At 65.9% G+C, this 22,705-nt stretch carries 19 protein-coding genes, 1 pseudogene and 1 CRISPR repeat array; of the genes and pseudogenes, 14 read left to right on the top strand and 6 right to left on the bottom strand.

What is annotated here, in order from left to right; all coding sequences use genetic code 11:
• The first annotated feature begins 133 nt into the window (after positions 1-133).
• Positions 134-610, top strand: coding sequence for a Pycsar system effector family protein (locus K3769_RS12195; RefSeq protein WP_267026461.1), 477 nt, complete (start codon positions 134-136; stop codon positions 608-610).
• A gap of 133 nt (positions 611-743) precedes the next feature.
• Here the strand turns inward: K3769_RS12195 and K3769_RS12190 are convergent, their stop codons facing one another.
• Positions 744-1,589 carry a hypothetical protein gene (locus K3769_RS12190; protein ID WP_267026460.1) on the bottom strand — a complete coding sequence of 282 codons (846 nt, stop codon included), beginning with the start codon at positions 1,587-1,589 and terminating at the stop codon, positions 744-746.
• 538 nt (positions 1,590-2,127) lie between these two features.
• Between K3769_RS12190 and K3769_RS12185 the strand changes: the two genes are divergently transcribed.
• From K3769_RS12185 to K3769_RS12125, 13 genes and pseudogenes are all read left to right on the top strand, one after another.
• Complete coding sequence (locus K3769_RS12185; RefSeq protein ID WP_267026459.1) at positions 2,128-3,459, top strand: competence protein CoiA family protein; 1,332 nt, start codon at positions 2,128-2,130, stop codon at positions 3,457-3,459.
• A 595-nt stretch (positions 3,460-4,054) separates the two neighbouring features.
• Positions 4,055-4,681, top strand: a complete 627-nt coding sequence (locus K3769_RS12180) for an RNA polymerase sigma factor (RefSeq protein ID WP_267026458.1) — start codon at positions 4,055-4,057, stop codon at positions 4,679-4,681.
• Positions 4,678-5,349: a hypothetical protein gene (locus K3769_RS12175; RefSeq protein WP_267026457.1), complete on the top strand. Its 672-nt coding sequence runs from the start codon at positions 4,678-4,680 to the stop codon at positions 5,347-5,349. The genes K3769_RS12180 and K3769_RS12175 overlap by 4 nt, the downstream gene beginning before the upstream one ends.
• A gap of 457 nt (positions 5,350-5,806) precedes the next feature.
• Positions 5,807-6,487: a CRISPR direct-repeat array (repeat unit 29 nt; unit sequence GTCGTCATCAGCCCTGGAGGGTTCGCAAC).
• A gap of 1,492 nt (positions 6,488-7,979) precedes the next feature.
• Positions 7,980-8,669, top strand: a complete 690-nt coding sequence (gene cas6, locus K3769_RS12170) for a CRISPR-associated endoribonuclease Cas6 (protein ID WP_267026456.1) — start codon at positions 7,980-7,982, stop codon at positions 8,667-8,669.
• Positions 8,666-10,102, top strand: a complete 1,437-nt coding sequence (locus tag K3769_RS12165; protein ID WP_267026455.1) for a hypothetical protein — start codon at positions 8,666-8,668, stop codon at positions 10,100-10,102. Before cas6 ends, K3769_RS12165 begins: the two co-directional genes overlap by 4 nt.
• Positions 10,103-10,122: 20 nt before the next feature.
• Entirely contained in the window at positions 10,123-11,172 is a 1,050-nt protein-coding gene (gene cas7i, locus K3769_RS12160) for a type I-B CRISPR-associated protein Cas7/Cst2/DevR (protein ID WP_267026454.1), read from the top strand.
• Positions 11,169-11,867 (top strand): CRISPR-associated protein Cas5, encoded by a 699-nt coding sequence (cas5, locus tag K3769_RS12155; protein WP_267026453.1) that lies wholly within the window; start codon positions 11,169-11,171, stop codon positions 11,865-11,867. The genes cas7i and cas5 overlap by 4 nt, the downstream gene beginning before the upstream one ends.
• Positions 11,849-13,165 (top strand): annotated as a pseudogene (locus K3769_RS12150) (CRISPR-associated endonuclease Cas3''); the annotation flags it as partial. The gene cas5 and the pseudogene K3769_RS12150, both read left to right, overlap by 19 nt.
• Positions 13,166-13,394: 229 nt before the next feature.
• A complete protein-coding gene (locus tag K3769_RS12145; RefSeq protein ID WP_267026452.1) occupies positions 13,395-14,252 on the top strand; it encodes a hypothetical protein in 858 nt (285 codons plus the stop codon).
• A complete protein-coding gene (locus K3769_RS12140; RefSeq protein WP_267031336.1) occupies positions 14,249-14,758 on the top strand; it encodes a CRISPR-associated protein Cas4 in 510 nt (169 codons plus the stop codon). Before K3769_RS12145 ends, K3769_RS12140 begins: the two co-directional genes overlap by 4 nt.
• A complete protein-coding gene (cas1b, locus tag K3769_RS12135; RefSeq protein WP_267026451.1) occupies positions 14,758-15,738 on the top strand; it encodes a type I-B CRISPR-associated endonuclease Cas1b in 981 nt (326 codons plus the stop codon). Before K3769_RS12140 ends, cas1b begins: the two co-directional genes overlap by 1 nt.
• A 6-nt stretch (positions 15,739-15,744) precedes the next feature.
• Complete coding sequence (cas2, locus tag K3769_RS12130; RefSeq protein WP_308216469.1) at positions 15,745-16,008, top strand: CRISPR-associated endonuclease Cas2; 264 nt, start codon at positions 15,745-15,747, stop codon at positions 16,006-16,008.
• Positions 16,009-16,459: 451 nt separating this feature from the next.
• A complete protein-coding gene (locus K3769_RS12125) occupies positions 16,460-17,581 on the top strand; it encodes a pentapeptide repeat-containing protein (protein ID WP_267026450.1) in 1,122 nt (373 codons plus the stop codon).
• Between the two features lie 649 nt (positions 17,582-18,230).
• Here K3769_RS12125 and K3769_RS12120 read toward each other — a convergent pair.
• From K3769_RS12120 to K3769_RS12100, 5 genes are all read right to left on the bottom strand, one after another.
• Positions 18,231-19,169, bottom strand: a complete 939-nt coding sequence (locus K3769_RS12120) for a hypothetical protein (protein ID WP_267026449.1) — start codon at positions 19,167-19,169, stop codon at positions 18,231-18,233.
• Positions 19,170-19,433: 264 nt separating this feature from the next.
• A complete protein-coding gene (locus tag K3769_RS12115; protein ID WP_267026448.1) occupies positions 19,434-19,850 on the bottom strand; it encodes a hypothetical protein in 417 nt (138 codons plus the stop codon).
• Positions 19,851-20,720: 870 nt separating this feature from the next.
• On the bottom strand, positions 20,721-20,939 hold the full coding sequence (locus tag K3769_RS12110) for a hypothetical protein (protein ID WP_267026447.1): 219 nt from the start codon (positions 20,937-20,939) through the stop codon (positions 20,721-20,723).
• A gap of 14 nt (positions 20,940-20,953) precedes the next feature.
• Complete coding sequence (locus K3769_RS12105; protein WP_267026446.1) at positions 20,954-21,565, bottom strand: RNA polymerase sigma factor; 612 nt, start codon at positions 21,563-21,565, stop codon at positions 20,954-20,956.
• Positions 21,566-21,841: 276 nt separating this feature from the next.
• The gene (locus K3769_RS12100; protein WP_267026445.1) at positions 21,842-22,336 is read right to left on the bottom strand and encodes a hypothetical protein; all 495 of its coding nucleotides are present in this window, start codon (positions 22,334-22,336) and stop codon (positions 21,842-21,844) included.
• Positions 22,337-22,705 lie beyond the last annotated feature (369 nt).

Here is a 22,705-nt window from a genome sequence, read left to right as displayed (position 1 = left end):
CAGCAGAAAGACGCTGGCTTGTAGCGAGGCCTCGTGGTCCGCTGTGGAAGTCCCCGACGCCGGCATCCGCTACTTCTCGCCGGAGAAACCGCCAGCTCACTCTTGGCGTCTTGTCGTCTGAGACGGAGGCACTATGACGCAAGAACCGGGTAACAGCACCGACCGTACGTCGAAGAATCTGGACGAGGCGCTGGCGACGCTCATGAGTGAACTGTTTCGAGCGGACGCCAAGGCCAACACCGTTCTCGCGTTGACCAGCTTAGGCTTGGCCTTCCTTGCCACACGTGGCGGTTACGATGCCCAACCGCCTGCTGTCCTGGCCGTGGGCGGGCTTGGTGCTGCCTGCCTTGTGATTGCCACCGTGCTCCTAGTGATCACCGTTCGTCCGGTACAGATAGATAACCCGGAGCTGGAGGACTGGACGCGCTGGGCCAAGCTGGAACCAGCTGCGCTCAGTGAACACATGCGAACGGACCTGCGGGCCAAGAGAGTTGCGGCCTTGGCACGCCTTCTGAGGGACAAGTTCCGGCGACTGCAGCACGGAATAAATTTCATTCTGTCCGGTCTTTTGCTATTGATTTCGGCCGCAGTTCTTTCTCTGTTGATATAGGTCTACCTGCCCAGCTTTATGGGAATTCTGGCAGCAACTCCCCTAGGCAGAAGTGCGCTCTAAAAAGCGTCTTTTTTTACCTGCCTGGGGCCTTGTAGTGGCTGCGTGATGGGTTTAGGTTGCACGCTATATTTTATTCGTGAAGCCATGCTTCTTTCAGGCGTTCCAGAAGGTTATTATCGCCCACAGTGTGCGTCCACAGCTGCGAAAGGCGGGGCAGGCCGTGCGCGATTCTTTCGCATAGCACGAACGATTCGGGTAGTTCGACCAAGCGGTAGACGCCAGGGAATAGGCCATCGGGCCCGTAGATGTGCCACAGCTGTTCCAATCGCGCACGGTTGGCGCGCAGGTAGCCATCCAGGGCCTGAGGGTAGGTTTCCCGCTCTGCCAGGGGCACTGCTTGCAGAGAAATTTCTATGTTCTTCCTCGTATGTTCAGTATCCCATTGGTCGGATTTGATGCCGGTCACAAGTCCGAAGTGCTGCCCGCAGATCGCCAGGACCCGACTCATAAGTTTGGCTGGCAGCTCAGTCCCTTCCTCTACGGTCACTTGCCGTGTGGTGGGCGAGGCAACTGGAGAGGCAACCTCGCTCAGACTCGCACTCGTAGCGGGATCGACGAGCTCAGAAGCCTTGTTCGACCAGTTGCCCTGTCGCGACCAACTGCGGTCTGCGATGCCCAGGAGTGCTTCACCGGCGACCTTCACACCATTCGTCCAGCCGTCCTTGAAAGCCGTGCTCTGAGTAGCTGGTCCCGCAGTTTCCAGCCCCACTACCTCGGACCGTGCTCCAGCAACCGCCCCGGCTTCCAGCGCGGCCACCAAATCGTTTGCCTCGTCTGCCGGTACGTCCTGAGCTTTGAGGACTGCGAACAGCCTCAGCCGGGCTCTGTCACCAGCTCTTTGATACTGAATGACTCTGAGCCCAGATTCCCTGCTCAGCTCAGGTTCAGCTTCGCTAGGTTCGTGCTGACCAGTCATCTGCGGTTGTTCCTTCTGTGAAGGGCTCACCGACCGTTGCGCCGGTGACGATGTACGGGGTGGCCGCACTGTGCAGACCCCCTCATTCAGCACGACGGTATCTGCGGGTTGAACCGCTCCGATAGGTGGCGAGACCGTCGTCCACGATCCAGGGCTGCTCACGCCCTTCCGGAGGACGAACCCGAACCGTCGACACCGCGCTGATCCACTGCGGTGCTCGTTCGTGCGGAGACACCCAGCACACCCGGATGCCTTCGGCAGCACCGCAGTGAATCGACCAGCGGCGATGTTGTTGGCGGCGCCAGCCGCGAGCTCCGCCAGCCTGCGCGCGGCCAGCGGATGCGACTATCCGACCTCGACGGAGTGCATGGACGCCGTGTGAGTGGACGAGGGGCGTGGACCTCGGCTCGCAGCGGAGTCGGCGTGCGTGCGCCAGCAGCCTCCAGCTATTGCTTGTTCGCCTACTCCCGCGTGTCAGTGGCGGGTCCTACCTTGGAAACAGCGCGTTTCACGCATTGCTACCGGGTGGGGGACATCTGTGGCGAACGGTGTGTGGCATGACGGCCTCCGGCGGGTTCTCGAACTCGACAAGGAAGATCTCGGCCTGGACAAGGATGACCCGGTCCTGGAGGACATCGGGCTGAGTATTCCGGAGCTGCGAGAGAGCCTGCAGCAGCCGGTGGCGGAGCGAGACCGGGAGCTCCTCATCTGCGCGGAGCGAAGCCAGGGCCGCCCGTGCAAGGCCGAAGTGAGCGGGGTCAAAAGCCCTCACATGTACGTGCGCAAACACCGCGGCCCGGACGGCGCCCTGCGGCTGCGCGCGGCCCACCTTCCCACTGTGCACGAGATGACGACTGAGGAGAGCGACCGGCACAAGGCCATGAAGGACTTCCTTGCCCGCACCGCACAGGCTGCCGGCCTCGAAGTCCACGTGGAGAAGGCCACCAAGACCCGCACTTCGCGGCCGGACGTGACGATCATCGGCTCCGGCGGCGTGAGCCTGGGATGCGAAGCCCAGTACTACAACGCCGGCGCGGGCACCGTGCTGCGCCGGTCAAAGGCGCACGCGGATGCCGGGCTGACGGCCAACTGGATCACCCACGACGACCGATTCCACCTGATCGACCGCTCCAATTGGATGCTGACCCGCGAGGTGACCTGGCGCGAGATCACCAGCGCGGCCGACCTCGCTCTCGTGGGCGGCTTCCGCGTCCTTGTGGAGTGGAGGTGCACGGCCAGTGCCGAGCGCCCCTGTCCCGACAGCAAGCTGAAGACCGGCTGCGGGAAGATGCACCTGGAGTGGGACACACCCCGGCGCCTGGACGACGAAAGCACCGGATGGACCGGCCACCGGGGGAACACGAACGGCACCACTGTCGGCCAGACACTCATCGCCGCCGCCACCGGCACCGTCACACCCCTGTTCGTTGTCTCCCGCACAGACCGACGCGCCGGTGCCTACATGTGGGTGTCCGCCGACGACCAGACCCGATGGGCCGACTACCAAGACCACCAGCACCCCGGCCCGGAAGCCGACCAGGCCCACGATGAGGAGATCCGCTTCTCCGGCAACGACGCGAACACCACCTGCACTTTCGGCGAAGACACCTACTTTCCCGGCACACCGTTGCAGCGCCGCGGCAGCCACGGCGCGAACCTGACGCTCACGGCCGACAACCCCGCACCCTCCCGGGCCGCCCTCGCCCTGCCCGGCCCCCGTAGCGCTGGCGAAGCCCGCACCGTCGTACGCCTCACCGCTCCGAACATCCCACGGCCCCGCCCCGGCGTATGCGAGATCGGCGCGCCGAAGTGCGGACAGCCAGCCCGCCTGTACGCGGGCGGCTGGCGGTGCGAAACACACCGCCCATAGGTGGGATCCACCCGCTCAACCAGTCCCAGGTCGACCGGCCCCGCCAGCGCGCCATGGAGTTGCGCACCATGAACGTCCGCCGCTGAAACCGCATCGTCGGCGCGTGGGCGGGTCGGGAACGAGCGGGAGCTGGATGAGGCGTGAGTGGACCAGGTCGTCGACCTCGGCTCGCAGGGGGACAGTACGAGTAGTCCCCGACGTCGGCTTCGCTGGATGGGCGCTTTCGGCTGGCGGTGGGGTGGTGCGCCGGGGCATTGGGGGCGTGGGGTGTGGGTGGGTGCGCCGGATGAGGCAGGGATGTGACGCAGGACACGGTGGTGGTACGGAGGGTTGTTCGGAGCCTCCCTCGGGCGGGTTAGGCCTGGTCAGGGGACTACTGAGGGTGACTAGCGCTGTTTGTTGAAGGTTGCACAGGGCGGTGGGGTGGGGACCATCGGTGATTTTCTGCGGGGCGGCGTGAGTGTTTCGCCCGGCAAATCACTTAGGTAGGGGTCAAGCCCAACAGCCTCTCGGCGCAGTCGAGTTGACGCTGGGTGCCTGCTGACCCTCAACCGAGAGGATCTTCGCTCATGTCCCCTGTCCACGGGAGGCACGTGTGAGATACGACGACACCCCGGACGGCAGCCCGCCCGGAAAGTACGGCGCCGGACTGTCGCAGTCCATGTACGTGCCGCTGGAACTGCCCCTGGACTTCGAGGCGTTTTACCTCGGGCACCAGGAGCCCTTCCACGCCTACGCGGAAGTCCACTTCGGCACCCGCGCCGCGGCGGAAGAGGTCATACACACGGTCTTCCTGGAGATCCACGCCGGCTGGACGCAGCTGCTGAGCGCGGGCAACCTCGAACAGGGCGCCTGGGCGATCGTCCGGCGGGCCGTGCACGACCGCCTGGAACTGGAGGGCCGGGCCCCGGCCTTCGTCATCAACGGCCCCATCGCCCAGGCCCTGGACAAGGCGCTCACCACGGCCCGGGAAAAACTCCACAAGATGGAGTCCAGCAGCGGCCTGTACGAGGCGATCGCGGAACTGCCCAACCGGCAGTTCGAGGTCATCGTGCTGCGCTACGTCCTGGGCTACCCCACCGCGAAAGTCGCCTGGTACGTCGGCATCGACGAACGCACCGTCGGCCACCACCTGCGCCGCGCCAAGGAACGCCTGCGCCTGCAGCTGGGCCTGCCCGCCGCCGAGCGCAAGAAGCCCAAACAGAAGGGAGAAGACGCATGACCACCACCATCGACACCCTCCTGGCCGACGCCCGCATCCCGGTCTCCGCAGCGCAGCGCTTCGACGTCGCCGCCGGCCTGCGCCGCCTGGCCGCCGACGCCTCCCGCCGCACCCCCACCACCGAAGTCACCCGCTCCGCCCAGGCCGCCCAACGCCTGGGCGTGGTCTGCCGGTGGGTCCTCAATGAACCCGACGCCGCCACCCACGTCGCAAAGATCGCCGAAGGACCGGACCGCGGACCACTCACCGAGGACGAACTCGACGTCGACGGCGCCCTCGTCTTCGGCTGCCTGCTCTACCTGACCGGACACCAGGAATCCGCACAGTTCTGGTGGCAACTCGCCGCCGGCGCCGGCAGCCGCGCCGCCGCCTACTGCCTCCACCTGCACCACCTGTCCCTGGGCGAATCACGGCGGGCCTGGCACTGGTTCCACCAGCTCACCCACTCCATGGCCGACACCACCCCGCCCGACGCCGCCTTCCTCGAGGGCCTGGAACTCTTCGCCCGCTACGTCCGCACCAACGGCTCACGCGCCCTCGCACCCACCCACCGCCTGGAAAGCGAGATCGACCGGCTCGCCGCGCGCACGCCCGGCTGCTCCGTCATCGTTGCCCGGCCCGATCGGCAGCTGGTGGCCAGCCTGCGGGAGTTCGGCGCGGGCCGCTGACCGCCCCTGACACCAAAGTAGGGGGAGTCCTGCCCCGGCCACCGGTTCCAAGGCCCCGGCCGGGTGGACTCCTCACCACGACGCCACCCGGAAAGGGACGTCTTGTCATGCACCCTAGCCAGCACCCGCCAGCCGCGGAGACGAAACCGCGCGTCCCAGCCGTGGCCTGGATCGCCCGCCGCCGAAAGACTGCGCTGACCCATATCCTGCGCGGCGCCTGCTACGGCCTCGGCACCGGCCTCATCGGCCTCGGCTTCGTGTGGGCCGAGCGACTCCTGTGATCACAGACCGTCTGTGATCACAGGCGGTGGCTGCTGTCGGCATCAGCCCTTCGAGGGTTCGCAACTCGTAGGCCAGCCCCGCTTTGACCAGCACTGATACATCATCGTCTGGCTGCTGCGGAAACGCCTTATAAAATGTCGTTGAGCAGTGCTTTCACCTGGGGCTTTACCCTCGGGTCGTCATCAGCCCTGGAGGGTTCGCAACTGGCTGAGCGCGGCAGTGGGGCGGCCTCCGAGAGGGTCGTCATCAGCCCTGGAGGGTTCGCAACGTGAGCCCCAGCTCCACGCCCACCGCGGTTCTCTCGTCGTCATCAGCCCTGGAGGGTTCGCAACATGACAGCTCGCCGCCGAGGAGCCCAGACAGCTCGTCGTCATCAGCCCTGGAGGGTTCGCAACGTTACGCGGTTCGTGCTGGACGCGGATCACCATGCGGTCGTCATCAGCCCTGGAGGGTTCGCAACCCGTTGACGGCTGCTCCGGCGTAGCTGCCGATGGAGGTGTCGTCATCAGCCCTGGAGGGTTCGCAACCTTCACCCCAACCGGCGACCGCGTGGCGGGACCGGGTGCCCGTCGTCATCAGCCCTGGAGGGTTCGCAACGGGTGGTGGTGGCCGGGGCGAGCATGGCGGACCCGGGTCGTCATCAGCCCTGGAGGGTTCGCAACGCGATCGAGTCCGTGATCCGAGGCCAGAAGCCACACGTCGTCATCAGCCCTGGAGGGTTCGCAACGGCGCGGGGTGGAAGGGGCGGTCCACCAGGGTCTTCGTCGTCATCAGCCCTCGAGGGTTCGCAACCACGGCGTGTGGTCGTAGGGCCCGAACTCGCCGAAGTCGTCATCGGCCTTGGAGGGTTCACAACCCGTGCTCGCGGGTGACGATGATCTGCCGGTAGTCCGGTAGTCCGGTAGTCCGGTAGTCCGGTAGTCCGGTAGTCCGGTAGTCCGGTCGTCATCGGCTCGGAAGGGTTCGCAATACCATCAACGGCGCTGCGGACGCCGCTGCGGAGAGCGTCGTTATCGGCCCCGGAGGGTTTGCAACTGAGCAGCGAGGTGACTTCGCAGCCGGTGTGCCCGTGCATTATCAGCCCGTGAGGGTTCGCAACACGAGAAGACGATCCACCTGACCATCCTGAACCAGGTAGTCATCAGCCCGAGGAGGGTTCGCAACATGATCTTCGCGGTCTGGCGACCGGGGAGAGCTCGTAGGTGAGTGCGGTTACGTTGTGGCGTCCCTTCAGGGGGGGCCTCTGACCATCATTGATACATCATCGTCTGGCTGCTGTAGAAACGCCTCGCAATTCGTCGTTGCACAGTGCTTTCACCCGGAGCTTTACACTCGGGTCGTCACCAGCCCACCGACGGTTCGCAACCCGTACTCGGCGGTCAGCCGCTTCAGCGCCGACGCCGTCGTCATCAGCTTACCGAGGGTTCGCAACCTGCTCTACACCGACGTCGAGACGGTCCAGCTCAGCGTCGTCATTGCCCCTGGAGGGTTTGCAACACTTGGCGTAGCGTCAGCCACGCTCGGGTGGTCATGGTCGTCGTCGGCCTTGGAGGGTTCGCAACAGGGTGGCGCGCACGGCGGACCGCGGCGGTAGCGCGGTCGTCATTGGCCCTGGAGGGTTCGCAACTGCTTGAGGATGGCCTGCTTAGTTTCGTCCTGGGCTTGCTTCGCCGTCATCAGCTCAGAAGGGCTCGCAACAGTGGCTCTCGTCGTCTGGAGTGCCACCCTCTTCCAGCTCATCATCAGCCCATCGATGGTTCGCAACATCGGGGAGTACGTGTACGCCCAGGTCGCGATCATGTCGTCATCAGCCCGCGAGGGTTCGCAACTGCATGTGGGTCAGACGACTGACCCGCAGTACGTTCGTCGTCGTTGGCCCTGGAGGGTTCGCAACGCGAGGATCTGGTGGACGACCGAGCGGGGGTCGGGCGTCGTCATTCGCCCTGGAGGGTTCGCAACTTCACCACGGCGGCAGGCCGCGGCGAGCCCGAAGGCGTCGTCATCGGCCCTGGAAAGTTCGCAACCTGTACGTGGTGGCCGCCGACGCAGCGAATGCCCTCGTCGTCATCGGTCCTGGAGGGTTCGCTGTTGCTCCGTGCCCGGATCGTAAGGGTTTATGGAGCTGTGTGGCGGTCTGTCGGTAGTGCAGGTGTGCAGGTCAGAGCGTTTTGGGTGGCGTGGGGGTGGGTGCCCAGACTGTGTTGGGTCGGAACGGGCCTGGCTGGATCACTACATGTGGTGACGGGTTGGCCTGTTTCCGTGATCTTGTGTGGGTGTTTCAACTAGGTTGCCGTGCGGGGGCGTTGGCTGCTTATCGGTCAACGCGGGAGCATGGAGGGGGTGTTGGGGTGCGGGTACGGGTGGATGTCACACCGGATACGGCCCATCTTCGCTGGCAGGATGTACACGGTCCCGCGCGGGCGGTGGTCTACGGCCTGTTGGAGAGCCGCGACCAGGAACTGGCCCAGGCGCTGCATGATGAGGGCTGGCAGGGCCAGCCCTTGAAGCCGGTCGGGGTCGGGGGGCCGCAGTTTATCGGCGCGCCGAAGAAGCGGGGTGTCTATACGACGTCGTCGCAGGGGTCGGTGTGGTTCGGCTCGCCGGTGCCGCAGATCGCCTCCGTGCTGGTGGCAGCTCTCGCGGGCCGGGAAGAAATCGTGTGGGGCGCGACCCGGCTGCGGGTACGCGGCTTCACCGTCGATATCGCGCCGCCCGCGGACACCGGTGTGGTGGAGGTGGAGACCGCGACGCCGGTGGTGCTCAAGCACGACGGCCGTGACCTGCTGCCCGGTGACGATCACTACTTGGAGCGGCTGCAGCACAACCTGACCCACAAGGCGGACATCCTGGGACTGCCCGCACCGAGCGGGCTGCGAGTGCTGGAGGCCGGCCCACGGCGCAGGTTCGAGGTCAGCGGCGCACCCCGCAGGGGTGCATGGGTGCGGATCGCGATGGAGGCGGATGCCCGCTTCGTGGAGGCGGTGCGTTCCTGGGGGCTGGGTCTGGAGACGATCCAGGGCTTCGGGTGGATCCGGTGACCGCCACCGGCCCACCGACAGCGACGGGGCCGCTGACGGCGACGGGACATCCGCTGCAGCGCGCCGGCGCCTGGGCGGCCGCGGTTATGGCAGAACGCCACCACCCCGACGACGTCACCACCCAGGACGTCGAGCGGGTCGCGGCGATGATGGTGCAGGACGTCCTGACAGCCGCCTGCGCAGCCAAGGACACCGACCGTTACGACTGGTGGAAAGTCCTCTACGCCCTCTACCCGAACTCCAAGGCCACCCGCAGCAGCCGGCCCCGTGACCGTGCGCTGCTCCAAGGGGAGATCGAAGCCCTGTTCGTGGTGGACGTGGCCGATGCGATGGTCGGGCCGTGTGCGTTCTGTTCGCGGTCGGCGAGTGTGCTGTGGGCCAAGTCGAACCTGCCGCTGTTCGACAGCAGCAGCGTGGTGAACATGCTGCCGCTGCAGATGCGGGGCTGGCCAGTGTGCTACGGCTGCCGGATCGCGATGTGGGCGCTGCCGTACGGGGCGTGGGTGAGTGCGGGGTCGGCGACCGTGCTGTCGTGTGAGAGCGAGGCGGCCATCGCCCAGTTCGCCCGCCGCAACGTGCAGCGCGCCCGGCGCATCATCCAGGCCGGGTTCACCGGCCTGCCGGCCGGAGCGCGCCCGGAGTACGTCACGCTCGTCGCCCTGCGGGACGCCGCGCCCGGGCTGTGTGCGACGACGCTGTGGACGTTCAAGAACGACAACCAGGAGCCGTGGCTGCGGGTGACGCAGACCCGGCGTGCGGTGCCGGTGTTCCTGGCGCGGGTGGATGGCAACGCCGCACTGCGGCGCGGCTGGCACCTGCTGGCTCGCGCGCTCACCCGCTACGACAAGTCAGGCAAGGTCACCGCCCACGGTGCGCAGGAGGCGGCCCGGCTGTTGTTCGAGGCCGAGGACGGCCGCAGCCAGTCGCTGCTACTGCGGGTGCACGAGCAGTTGAAGGACACCGACCGCGTCCTGCCAGCAGACGGGCGTGAAGGGCTGGCCCGGCTGGCGCTGGCCTATGCCGAGGAGGTTCTTGGAATGACATCGGATGTGACGGCGGTGGCGACCCTGATCGCCCAGTGGATCGCCCGGGGCACCAGCCCGCGCGGACGCTTCGCGGAGTACCGCAGCGCGGCGCTGAGCGACTACAAGCTCGGCATGCTGCTGATGCAGGCCTACTCACGCCTGCTGCTGGACGGCCAGGCCCCCGCCCTGGCCGGCCCCGAGCAGTGGCAGGCGCTGATCCAGCGCCGGCCGCGGGCCTGGGAGCAGCGGATGCTGCTGTTCGCGCAGGTATCAGTACTGCTGCAGCAGCAGGGCGTGGTGATCAGCGACCAGCCGGCCGGTGAAGAGGAACAGCGCCGGCTCGAGGCTCTGGAGAGCCAGCCGATCCTCGACGACACAGAATTTGACTACGAGATGGGACCGGCGTAATGGCGTACCTGGCAGGAACAATGGTGCTCGCAGTACAGGCGGGCGCCCCCAACAACGGCAAAGGCGAAGAGACGACCGGCCGCATCAAGCACGCCCGCATCCGCGGCCAGCGCTACCCGTACGTCTCCGCGCAGGCCGCCCGGCGCTGGATCCGCGAGGGCATGGTCGAGCGCGGCATGGTGCCCTCCCCGGTGACCCGAGTCGGCAAGGCACAGAGCAAAGCCCAAAAGGCCACCACGGGCGCCGACCCGGTCCGTTACGCCGACGACGACCTGTTCGGCTACATGAGCGCTGGCGCCAAGAAGGACAACGCGGCTACCACCTTGCGTGACAGCCCTTTCCTGCTGGGCACGCTGATGTCGGTGGAGCCGGTCTACCCGACCGAGGACTTCGGCGTCATGTCCCGCGGGATCAGCGAACCGGTGCTGCACAGCCACGAGTTCTACACCGCCGACCTGGCCGCGCCCTTCCTGCTGGACCTGCCGCGCATCGGCACCTTCACCCTGCCCGGCGACGACGGCAGCGGCCGCCCGAACTACCTCAGCCAGGAGCAGGCACTGCAGGTCGCCGAAGCCGCCGCGCTGGGCGCCACCCCCACCCGCTTCCGTGACCAGACGGCCGTCAGGCTGCCGCTGGCCGAGCGCACCCGCCGGGCCGCGATGCTCCTGGAGGCGCTCGCCCACCTCAGCGGCGGCGCCAAGCAGGCCCTGCACTACGGCGACCGGACACCCTCGCTGCTGGTTATGGTGCCGTTCAAGGGCGGCGTCAACCCGCTGGCTAACGTCGTCGACAACGAAGAGGGCGCCGGAGTGCGCCTGCGCGGCGACGTCCTGCTGCAGGAACTGCAGGCCTGGCAGGGCGAATGGGAGGGCCCGGTCCGCATCGGATGGCGCCCGGGCTTCCGGGACGCCGCACGGGAGGCCTTCGAGAAGCAGTGCGCGAAGGAGATCGACGAGCAGCACATCATCATCGACCACCCCCGCACCATCTTGCTGAGCCTGGCCGCCGACGTGCGCGAGGGGAGACTCAACGAATGGTTCGAGGACCCGGCCCAGCCCACCACCCCGTGACCCAGTCGCCCGCCGGCCCCGTGCCCGCCTGGCGCATGGAGTTCTACGCCCCCGTCGCCTCCTTCCGTGATCCGCTCTTTCCCCGCGTCACCCGCGCACTGCCCGTGGCACCGCCCTCCACCGTGCGTGGCCTGCTGGCCGCCGCCACCGGCGCCATCGCCGAACCCGTGACCTTGGGCATTGCCGCACACGCGGACGGGACGGGTGTGGACACCGAGACCTACCACCCCATCGCCGCCGACGGAACCAACCCGGCCATCGCCGGCCGGGTCCGCGCCATCAAAGGCGGCATGACCATCCGCGACCGCCCCTTCCTCACCAATGTGCACCTGACGGTGTGGCTGCCCGAACCGGACGGCAGCCGCCTCCACCAGGCCCTGCGGCGGCCGCGATGGCCCCTGCGGCTGGGCCGCTCCCAGGACCTCGTCCACATCCGCGCCATGACTCCCGTCGTCCTGCAACCCGCCGACACCGCCACCATCGGACACGCCCTGGCCCCGCAGGACGGACATCAGGCGGGTGCCGCCCACGTCTACCGCATGGCCGCAAGCATCTCCACCGACCGGCTCACCACCCGCTGGGTCGACTACCTGTGGTGCGACGAACCAGCCGGCCCCCACCCCGTGCACGGCGCCCTGCGCGACATCACCTGGAGCCGGCAGGAGGAGCAGGCTGTATGGCTGCTGGCCCCCTGACCCCGCCCCCTCCCGGGCAACGGCGGCGCGCCCTGACCGATGTGCGGGCCAAGTCCCGGCCACGGCACGACCCGGAACGGCTGACCACCCACTCCCGCACCGTGCACGCCATGGTGGCCCATATCCAGGACCGCATCGCCTCCGCCGGCATCCTCGCCACCGAACCGGCGTTCTGGACCCGCATCTTCCTGGCCGCTCTGCTGCACGACGCCGGGAAGATCGCGGAAGGCTTCCAGCGACAGCTGGAACCCGGCGGTCCCCTGTGGGGCGAGCGGCACGAAGTGCTCTCCCTGGCCTACGTCGATCTCCTCGCCCCGACCGCCCGGTGGAACCCCGCCGACCGCCTGATGATCGCCACGCTGGTCGCCTCACACCACCGGCCCCTGCACGCCTCCTCCTCCCTGGGCGGCGGCAAGCCCAGCCTGGCCCGCCTCTACAACGAACACACCGACTGGGAAGAGGCCTTCACCCGCACCACCAGCCTTCAGCACCCCCTCATCCAGGTGCCGCGCGGCCTGCACCAGCAGTTCCTCGCCTGGCTCGCCGGCTTCCTCACCCTCGACCCCCCAACCCCCCATACCAGCGATCCGACCCTGGCCGAACGAGCCCGAACCCTCCTGCAGGACGTCCTCACTGCCTGGGAACAGCCGGTCAAAGCACACACCGGCCTGCTCGCCGTCCTCGCACAAGGCGCCCTGACCCTCGCCGACCACGCCGGCTCAGCCCACGAACAGCTGCAGACCCACATGCCGCTGCACCCCGACTACCTCACCCGCCTGCCCTACTCCCCGCACCCCCACCAGCACGCAGCCGCCACCACCGACGGCCACCTCGTCCTCGCCGCACCCACCAGCAGCGGAAAAACCGAAGCCGGACTCGCCTGGGCCGCACGCCAACTGCTCACCATGCCCGGCCGGCCACGCCTCATCTGGACGCTGCCCTACCGCGCCTCCCTCAACGCCATCCGCCGACGCCTCGCCCACACCCTCGACCCTGTCCCCGGCGACACCACCGCAGACATCGGCCTCCTGCACGGCGCACTGGCCCGCACCCTCCTGTCCGAAGCCCTCGCCGACGACTGCGCCCCCACCCCGGACACCGCCCGCAAAGCCCGCGCCCGAGCCGCCGCCATGCGCCTGTTCACCCAACGCGTCCGCGTCGCCACCCCCTACCAACTCCTCAGCGCAGCCCTCGCCGGCCCCACCCACGCCTCCGTCCTCCTCGAACAGGCCAACGCCCTGTTCGTCCTGGACGAACTACACGCCTACGACCCGCAGACCTTCGGCCGACTGTGCGCCGCCATGCAACTGTGGGAACGCCTAGGCAGCCGCTTCGCCGTCCTGTCCGCCACCCTCGCCCCACCCCTGCTCAAACCTCATCGCCGAAAGCGTCGACCACCCCGTCACCCTGCACACCGCCCCCCACGGCACCGCACCCGTACGCCACCGCCTCGTCCTGGACGAGACCCCCCTCACCCACCCGGCCAGCATCAACCACCTGCGCTCCTGGCTCGAAGACGGGCACAGCGTGCTGGTCGTCACCAACACCGTCACCACCGCACAAACCCTCTTCCACACCCTCACCCAAGACGCCCAAGCCGCCGCACCCGGCGACCCGCACGCAGCCCTGCTGCTGCACTCCCGCTTCAAAAACCGCGACCGCGACACCATCGAACAAACCCTGCTGCGCCGCCACCCCGAACGCGCCCCCGCACAGGACCGCCTTCCCGCCGGCCTGGTCATCGCCACCCAGACCGTAGAAGTCTCCCTGCAACTCGACCTCGACCGCGGAGCCGTGGAAAACGCCCCCATCGAAGCCGTCGCCCAACGCGCCGGCCGGGTCAACCGCCGCGGCCTGCACCCCGACGGACCCGTCGAATTCCGCGTCCACGCACCCGAAAGCCACCGCCCCTACGACAAAGCCGCCGTCCAAGCAGCCTGGGACGCCCTAACCACCCTCACCGCCGACGGCACCGACACTCTCAGCGAACAAGACATCGACCGCCTCCTGCACCTGGCCTACGACACCCCCTGGGGCAAGGAATGGGCCGACCTCGCACGCGCCGCCCGCGACGGATTCACCACCGACTTCCTCACCTTCACCGACCCCTTCCACGACCGCAGCGAATACGCCCAAAGGCTCAGCGAACGCTTCGACACCATCGAAGTCCTCCACCACGACGACACCCGCGAATACCAGCACCACACCACCGGCCCGGACGCCGACCCCCTCCTCGCCTCCGGCTTCCTCATCCCACTGCGCTACAGCCAACTGGCCACCTACAACGCCACCTACGACCAACGCCTGCAGATCCACCTCATCGACGGCGAATACGACAGCCACCTGGGCCTGCGCCCACCCACCCCGCCAGAAACCATCCTGTGAACCCACACGAGCCCACCGCCGACCCCCTGGGCGGCGTCCACATCAAATACCTGCGCCACTGCCCCCGCCAGCTCTGGCTCTACATGCGCGGTTACCGCCCCGAAGCCAACAGCGACCTGGTCGCCTTCGGAGAGGTCGTCGACGCCACCACCTTCACCCGCCGCCGCCACGTCGACCTGGGCGAAGCCCGCATCGACTGGGTGACCGCCGGCGCCGTCATCCACGAAACGAAATCCTCCCGCACCCCCTCACCCGCCCACGAAGCCCAAGTACGCCACTACTGCCTCCTCCTCGAACGCCGCGGCATCAACATCCGCGGCGGCATCCTCCACTACCCCCTCATCCGCCGCACCACCGACGTCCCCTGGAACGACGACGCCCGCACCCAGGCCGAAGACACCGAAACCGAAGCCCACACCGTCATCGCCGCCCCCACACCACCCGAACGCCTCACCCGCAGCAAATGCCGCGGCTGCTCCTACCTCGACTACTGCTGGGGAAACTGATGCCCGCCGCCGGCCGCACCTACTGGCTCACCGAACCCTGCCGCATCCGCCGCGAAGACAACAGCATCCGCATCGAACGCCCCGACGGCAGCCCCGTCCACATCCCCATCACCGACATCCGCGACCTCATCGCCTTCGACCACATCGACATCAACACCTCCGCCCTCTCCCTCCTCAGCCAAAACGGCATCACCCTCCACGTCCTGGACCACTACGGCAACCACGCCGGCCACTTCACCCCCGCACAATCCATGGCCTCAGCCACCGTCGTACGACGCCAAGTCGACATCACCGCCAACCCCCAACAACGCCTGACCATCAGCCGCTCCATCGTCTTGGCCACCGCCGACAACCTCCGCTGGTCTCTCGACACCGACCTCCTCGACCCCGCCCTCGACCAACTACGCACCGCCCTCCCGCAGTGCGACAGCAACGACGCCCTCATGGGCCAAGAAGGAAACCTCCGCCGCACCGCCTGGGCCGTCCTCGACACCCAACTCCCACCCTGGCTCCGCCTCAACGGACGCACCCGACGACCCCCGACCAACGCAGGCAACGCATTCATCAGCTACCTGAATTCACTCGTCTACGCCCGCGTACTCACCGCCCTCCGCAGCACACCCCTCCACCCAGCCATCGGATTTCTGCACTCCGACACAGACCGACGCCGCAACACTCTCGCACTCGACCTTGCTGAACCCTTCAAACCCCTTTTCGCCGAACGCCTCCTCAAACGCGCCGCAGCCCAAAAACACCTCAAGGAAACAGACTTCGAAACCGACGTCGGCCGGGCAGCCCTCAGTAGAAACGGACGAAAAAAGATCGCAGCACTAGTAAAAGAAGAACTCGCCACTACCGTCTACCACCGCACCCTGAAACGACAGGTCAGCTACGAAGAACTCATCCACCTAGAAGCGCTAAAAATTGTTCGCCTCTGCCTCGAAGAAAAAACATACAAGCCATTCAGGCCATGGTGGTGAAAACGCATCTTCGTCATCCTTGTATATGACACCGCAGTCGAACGCAATCCAAAAGTACTGAAAACCTGCCGCCAATACCTTCACTGGACGCAGCGCAGCGTATTCCAAGGCGAACTATCCACCGCACAATACCGAGCCCTACTGCACACCCTTGAAACAGTCATTGACGCTGACTACGACAGCATCGTCACCTACACCGCCCGCTCACCTATCATGATGGAGACGAACACCCTCGGAGTGGCTCTCGGAGGGCCAGGAGACATCCTCTGACCAGCCCCGATACACCACCGCCCACTTGCTGCGGAAAAGCCTCGCGTGTGGTCTTCGAACGGGGCTTTCACCTGCGGCTTTACACTCGGGGTCGTCATCAGCCCAAGAGGGTTCGCAACCCGATCAGGTAGAACCCGAAGTCCACGAAGCTGATGGTCGTCATCAGCCCAAGAGGGTTCGCAACATCTCGACAGCGCGCCGCCTTCCGCATGGTGAGGCGGTCGTCATCAGCCCAGGAGGTTTCACAACAGTACTTCGACATCGGCGCAGTGGAGAAGAAACTCAGTCGTCATCAGCCCAGGGGGTTCGCACTTGTACCAGGCACCACTTGCGAAGCTGACATGATATGTGGTTGCCCACTGTTTATTGACGCGACAAGTTAGGCAGGGTCGGTTGGTTTAGTGGGGCGTCTTTTGTCAGTGACGCCTGGTTTAGTGAGGCACGGTTTGAAATGGCATCCCACCTGGGCCCGCTCGTGTGCGGTGAGCGGGTGGTGTTGGACGGTGCGGTGTTCCAGCAACCGGTGACGGTGGAGATTGCTGCCCGTCAGGTGAGCTGCGCGCGTACCCGGTGGGCGTCAACCGCCACGCTGCAGCTGCGCTATGCCGAGCTGGACCTGAGAGACGCGGTCTTCGAGTACCCGGTGCTGGCCGCGGCCCGCCCTACCCCTTTCCCCCTGCCCGGCCCGACTGCCGTGCTGCCGGAGAGACAGCTGTCCAGTCTGGAGCCCGGCGTACGTCTGAGCACGGTGGGCGGGGTGGATGCCGCGCACCTGGCGCTGCACGACATCGACCTGAGCGGCTGCCGGTTCGCCGGCGCCGTCCACCTCGACCAGCTGAAGGTCGACGGCTGGTGCACCTTCACCACCACCCCCACCACCTGGAACCACCGTCTGCCCTGGCGGTGGAGCCGGCGCAACACACTGACCGAGGAACACCACTGGCGAGTACGCACCGCCCACCACCCAGACCGGGCCACAGCCCGCGGCTGGACCAACCCGCCACCCGACGCCCCCGCCCTGAAGCCCGCAGCGCTGGCGACGCTGTACCGGCAGCTGCGCAAGTCCCTGGAGGACGGCAAGAACGAACCCGACGCCGCCGACTTCTACTACGGCGAATGCGAGATGCGCCGCCACGACACCACCCGCCCCCGCGGCGAGCGCGCGCTGCTGACCGCCTACTGGGCCCTATCCGGATACGGACTGCGCGCCACCCGCGCTCTGGCCTGGCTGGGAGCCTCCATGGCCATCACGATCGCGGTGATGATGCTGTGGGGCCTACCCGCCGACGACCCGAAGCCGACCCTCACCGGCCGCCAAGCCGCCGTCGGACACAAGGTCGTCCTCACTACCGACACCCCCGACCCGGTCAACCCCACCGGCCCACTGCGCGAACGTGTCACCACCAAACGGCTGGAGAAGAGCCTGCGGGTAGTGATCAACTCCGTGGTTTTCCGCTCCTCCGGCCAGGACCTGACCACCGCCGGCACCTACACCGAGATGACCTCCCGCCTGACCGAACCCGCCCTCCTGGGCCTGGCCATCCTCGCCATCCGCAGCCGCATCAAACGCTGACCCACACCCATACACGGCAAAGGAGGTGACTTGTCCTCGTATCAAGGAACTCCCGCTGAGGCTGGCGCGTGCGCTCCACGGCCCGTGTGGCGACCGCGAGTGGCAGGTCTCACCGGATGCCGGAACAGGCCAGGCGGCGGGGTGCCGGCTGCTGAGGATCCGGGGCGGCGGCGATTGCTGCGGTGCTGGCGAGGGGGTCGGGCTTGTGACCGGCACGAGCGGGCTGCGGAGGTGCTGGAGGCGGCGACGGTGATCGACAGGATGAAGGGCAGCCTGATCAGTCCGGCTCGTAGGGCAGCGCCACGAACGGGCGGCAGCACGGCCGCGATGCAAGTGAAGCCGATGCCTGGCGCCATGAAGACGCTGGCGATCGGCTTCACGTGGACAGATGCGCCAACATCTGCCGCAACCGTGGCGTTCGTCCGTCGTCTCCCTTTCTATGACAGCCAATCAGAGGCCGTATGCAGGGCCAGCTGGGGCCACCACCCGGATCGACGCTCCGTTCGCTGTTGATATCGATCTCGCTGGCTTTGCTTGCCAGTAGTTCGTGGCGCCGCCGCCTGGTCCTACGAGCCGTCGTCAGTCCGGAAGCCCGGCTACACAGGGCACGCATGCTCCAGCGGCAGGGAGTGAGAGTGACGCTGGTCGCCTATAGAGGGGGGCTTGTTGAGAAAAATCCGCCGATGCTCCGGGTCAGACGTGTGGCTTCCGACAGCCCGAAGCGGGAAGCGAGCAGTGTGTAGACGAGGATGGGGAACGCCACCACGGCCAAGGGCACGAGCAGTTCTACGGGTGTGCCCAACGGCGACAGTGCGACACAGACGAGAATCACGGTCCCTGCCGACCACAGACAAGCCTTCGCCAGGCGGCGCCCGTCAAGACGGTCTGGTTCGAGTGAGATCTCCTCTGGGAGTGCTTCCGCAGGCAGTACCGCGGTGAATCGACCGGCGGCGATGCTGTTGGCGGCGCCAGCCGCGAGCTCGGCCAGTCTGCGCGCGGCCAGCGTACGATCTCCAGCGAGCTGATCTGCTGCCTTGATGAACGCGGCGTCAACGCGGTTGAGATGTGTGGCCAGCTCGCGTCGCAGCGCACGCCGATTGCCGAAATCCGAAGCAGCGTGACCAGCGAACGTCCGCAGCGGTAGACCCAAATGGGAGACCTTCTGGCTGAGCTTGATGGCTTCGGTGTACTTGGTGGCAGGACGTGCGACGGTCGCGCTTACTGCCAGCAGGCTCAGTAGCGGGTAAATCGGCCTCGAACAACGCGGAATGCTCCAACCCTCCGCTGCGCTGTTGAGTAACACGATGACGATGACAAATGCCAACAGGGTGTTGAACGATGCCAGCTGAATAGACCAGCTCGTCCACACACCTGTGCAATCAGCCGTAGGGGTTGGCTCAAGGTAGCCCCCAGTCCGGCACGCCCCGCGATTTCCTGCGATCAGCGTCACCAAGAGAACGTTCACGACTGCGGCGACCTTGAATGTCATCAGCGGAAGGAGGCCTCGCTCATAAGCCAGAGCAGAGCGGATCACGGCCGTGTCCAGCTCGATACCCCACTCAAGTGCTCCCGCTTGCGCCGCGGCCACGCGCCCATCCACGTGTCGGTGGTGCAGCCGTAATAGCGGATGGCGCCACGACGGTTGGCCAGCAGAACTCACGTGTCCCCCATGACGTCTACGGTGGGTTAAGCCTAGGAGCGGGTACCGACACTCAAGGCGTGGAATGGCCCATCTTCCCGTCGGCTCCGCTTGGCCGTCTCCCAGCTTCCGAGACACAGACGAACCACAGTGCCAGCCGTACTGGCCCTCGTCTCAAGAACGCACTGTCCATGTACACCGGGACACCACCAGCTAGTACTCGCCGGAGTCCCGTAGGTCTTGGCGTACTTGCTTGGTGTGCTTGGGGCAGTACGCCTGCGTGCCGAGGAGGACGAGCTGGTATGCGTCGCTCTTCTCGGTTCCCCAGTTCTCACCGATGGGATATAGGTCGGGCTGGTCAAGGATCCACGACACGGTGTGCGCGGCGTCCAACTGCTTGCACCACTGTGGCGGGTAGGCGGTGAGTTCCTCGCGTGCGGGGACGCGGATCATGCCGTCGGCCCAGGAGTCGAGGTGCGCGTCGGTGGCGGCCTCCATGAACACGTCCGCGGGTTCTGCGCTGGGGCGGGGTGAGGGTTTCGCCGACGCCTTCTCGCCGCTGTTGTCGGTGCCGCAGCCGGCGAGGGCGAGGACGGTGGCGAGCAGAACAGCTGTAACGGTGTAGCGCATCTGATTCCCCCGGAGCACGTATGCGTGGGGATGATGATGCGCTACAGAACGGCGGGTGGTGAGCCGTTGTGTCCGAGTTGTGACAGGCCAGCAGTTCAACCTGGTCCAGCCCAAGCACCTTCCGCACGGCCGCTGCGGCTTCCTATCGCCCGGGCTTGGTTCGAGTGAGGGCTCCGAGTACCGGCCAACGCGCGCTGCGGACGTCCTGGGCCAGCGGCCGCGTCTTGAGTTACTCCCTGCCATCCGAGCTGCACCAGCCTGAGTTCTGGGAGACCAATTGGGATAACACAGCGGCCATATCAGTGCCGTGCGAGGCGGGAGCAGGCGCCATTGGACGCGATGTCAGAGCGCAGATGGGACCCGTCGCCAAATCCCCCGATGCGGCGACGGGCCCCACATTTGCTACCTACAGCTCATTCCTCACCGCAGCCATTGCAGCACCAGCGCGAGAGACAGAGCTGTGAGCGCCAGATACAGAGATCTGGTCGCAAAGGAGTGTGGGGAAGTGAGTGAAACCCCACCACTGTAGTTCCTTTGCTTCATCAATCCTACCTACTAGATCGTTGCGCTAATAGACCTAGCGCAATTCCGTATGTCTACGTTGATACCAGAAACGTAGCTCTTTCGTTGCATGCTACTTCGGTAACCAGGGACCTCAGTCCCTTCTATATGCCCTTTACATGGCTACCCTCCTTTCATCGCTACCTCTACAGGTAGTTCCCGAGCTAGGCCAGCAGGTTGGTTGTGCTACCGGTATGGCCTTCATACCGGGTGTGGCTGTGCTGTGACTATTAATTTGTTTTTCCTCGTGCTGCCAGACGTGTCGCCGTCGTATGGCTAGCCAGTTTCAGAGGTTGCCGATCCGATCAATCAGTTGTCTTCTTCTCCCCTCCTCAACGCTGCCTGGTGCAGGCCGACCGTGTTTCCACGGTCGGCCACACCTTCGGCAACGACTCCGCTCGGTTCCTTCTGTTCTTCACGTTCCGCCCAGTCTGAGAGGATGTCTCCCAGAAGGCTTTCCGTGTCGATCATCGAAACTTCGCGGTTGAGGGCTTTAGCATCAAGACGAAGCAGTCTTTCAAGCCCCATCGTCGCCTTCCTAGTCACTCGTCAACTACGGTCAGCCGGGCAATCGCAGGATGCTCCCGCAGGCTGCGAAGCCCGTTGCTCTTGTACGTGCTGACCGATCCGGGTGTGAGATCGAGTACTGCCGCGATCTCCGCTGGAGTCATGCCCTCGTAGAAGAAAAGCTTGAGAACCTTCTTCTGGTTTTCGGGCAGCTCATCCAGAACACGCCGCAACACTTCCCGCTCCTCCACAAAGGATTCGGGAGTGTACCCACCGTCACTCTCATAAATGGGTACATGCCGCGGCTGGCGGCTCTTCTTTCGGATGCGAGATCTGATCTCATTCGTAACGGAACGCTCCGCATACACGGTGAATTCCCGAGATCCGAACGGAGCCTTGCCCTCGCTCAACATATTGAGCAAACGAGTGCAGACGTCGTGAATTGCGCTGCTCGCATCCTCGTGACCGCCGAGAGCCCATACAACGCGCCGGACAAGCCGGTCGATGTTCTCCTCATACCAAGGAACAAAAACATCCTCGGGACGGAGGGGCCCGTACTGCACTGTCGTCGCCGCACCGTCAGTTTCAACGGATTGGCTAGGCGCGAAAGTCTCCGGCAGATCCTCCGTACCCCGCTGGCGGGGCACCGAGGCAGCCTTCGGCTTACGGCCGCACGGTGGCGACATCCCGGCAACCTCTCTTTAGCTATGAAGGACCAGTCCCCCACTCATCGGCGAGAAACCGGTTCACCGCTCCGCCCCCACAAGCCGGAAGCAACGCGCTGAACACCAAGTACGACGCCACTCCGACCGAAACCTCAACAGCCCAGCTCACACCCCCCGACCACCTCGCACCGGCGGACAGCCCAAGGGCCGGCCCGTCATCAGACGAGCCGGCCCCGAAAGCCCAACTACCAACCACAGTCAGCCCAGACGCCGCCGGACCGCCTCACCCGCCACCATGACGACCTCCGCCACCAAGTCCAGGACGACCACCACGAGTGCCACCGCCAGAAGCACCGTGTGCCACTCCTGCGACGCCCCGGCGAAGAAGACGAGCAGCGAACTCACCACCCTCCCCGTGAACCGCAGCACCACACGCGACCGGACAGCCACCCGACGGACCCTCACGCCGACTACGACGCTCCCGTCGGCCTCCTGACGCCAGATCGCCCTAGCAGCCCGGACGAACTCACCCACCCGACGCACCATCGCGTACAGACCACCCAGGAAATCGATCAACACGTCAGCCGCCAACAACATAACCGCCGCGAGCTGCAACCCGTCATGCAATTTCTCGGTATCCGGAAGGAATTGCACACCGATCGCACAAGCACCCGCCACGCGCGCCATCAACCGGCCACGAACCGATTTTGCCCCGCTACTTTCGGCAATATGTGCCGCACTTTTCTTTGCCATACCCATCACTACGCAGAACCCGCTGAGACCTTAATATTCGCCAGAAGAACACAGCATTCAGCACCAAGAGATGGTGCCTCGTAGTCCCAGAAAGCATCCGCCATGCAAAGTGACGCACTCTGTTCAGTTTTCAATGATCGAGCCCTTTATTGGGCAACCCAACATGTTCAACGCCGCACACGACGAAAGCTCAACGCCCTTGCCGCTGCACTCTCCCTGGCGTACGTGCAGCGTGCGCCAGGCTCCCTGTACGGGACTGCGGAGCAGGCCCGTACAGGGAGAGGATCGGGCGAAGCCGGATCCGTCCCGGATCGCGGAGCGATTCCGGGCAGGCGGAACGGAGTTCCGCCGCATTGCGCGGAGCGCAAT

This window comes from Streptomyces ortus (assembly GCF_026341275.1).
In the GTDB taxonomy this organism is placed as follows: Bacteria; Actinomycetota; Actinomycetes; order Streptomycetales; family Streptomycetaceae; genus Streptomyces; species Streptomyces ortus.
Note: the sequence above shows the minus strand (reverse complement) of the source record. Positions and strands in the feature narration are given on the sequence as shown.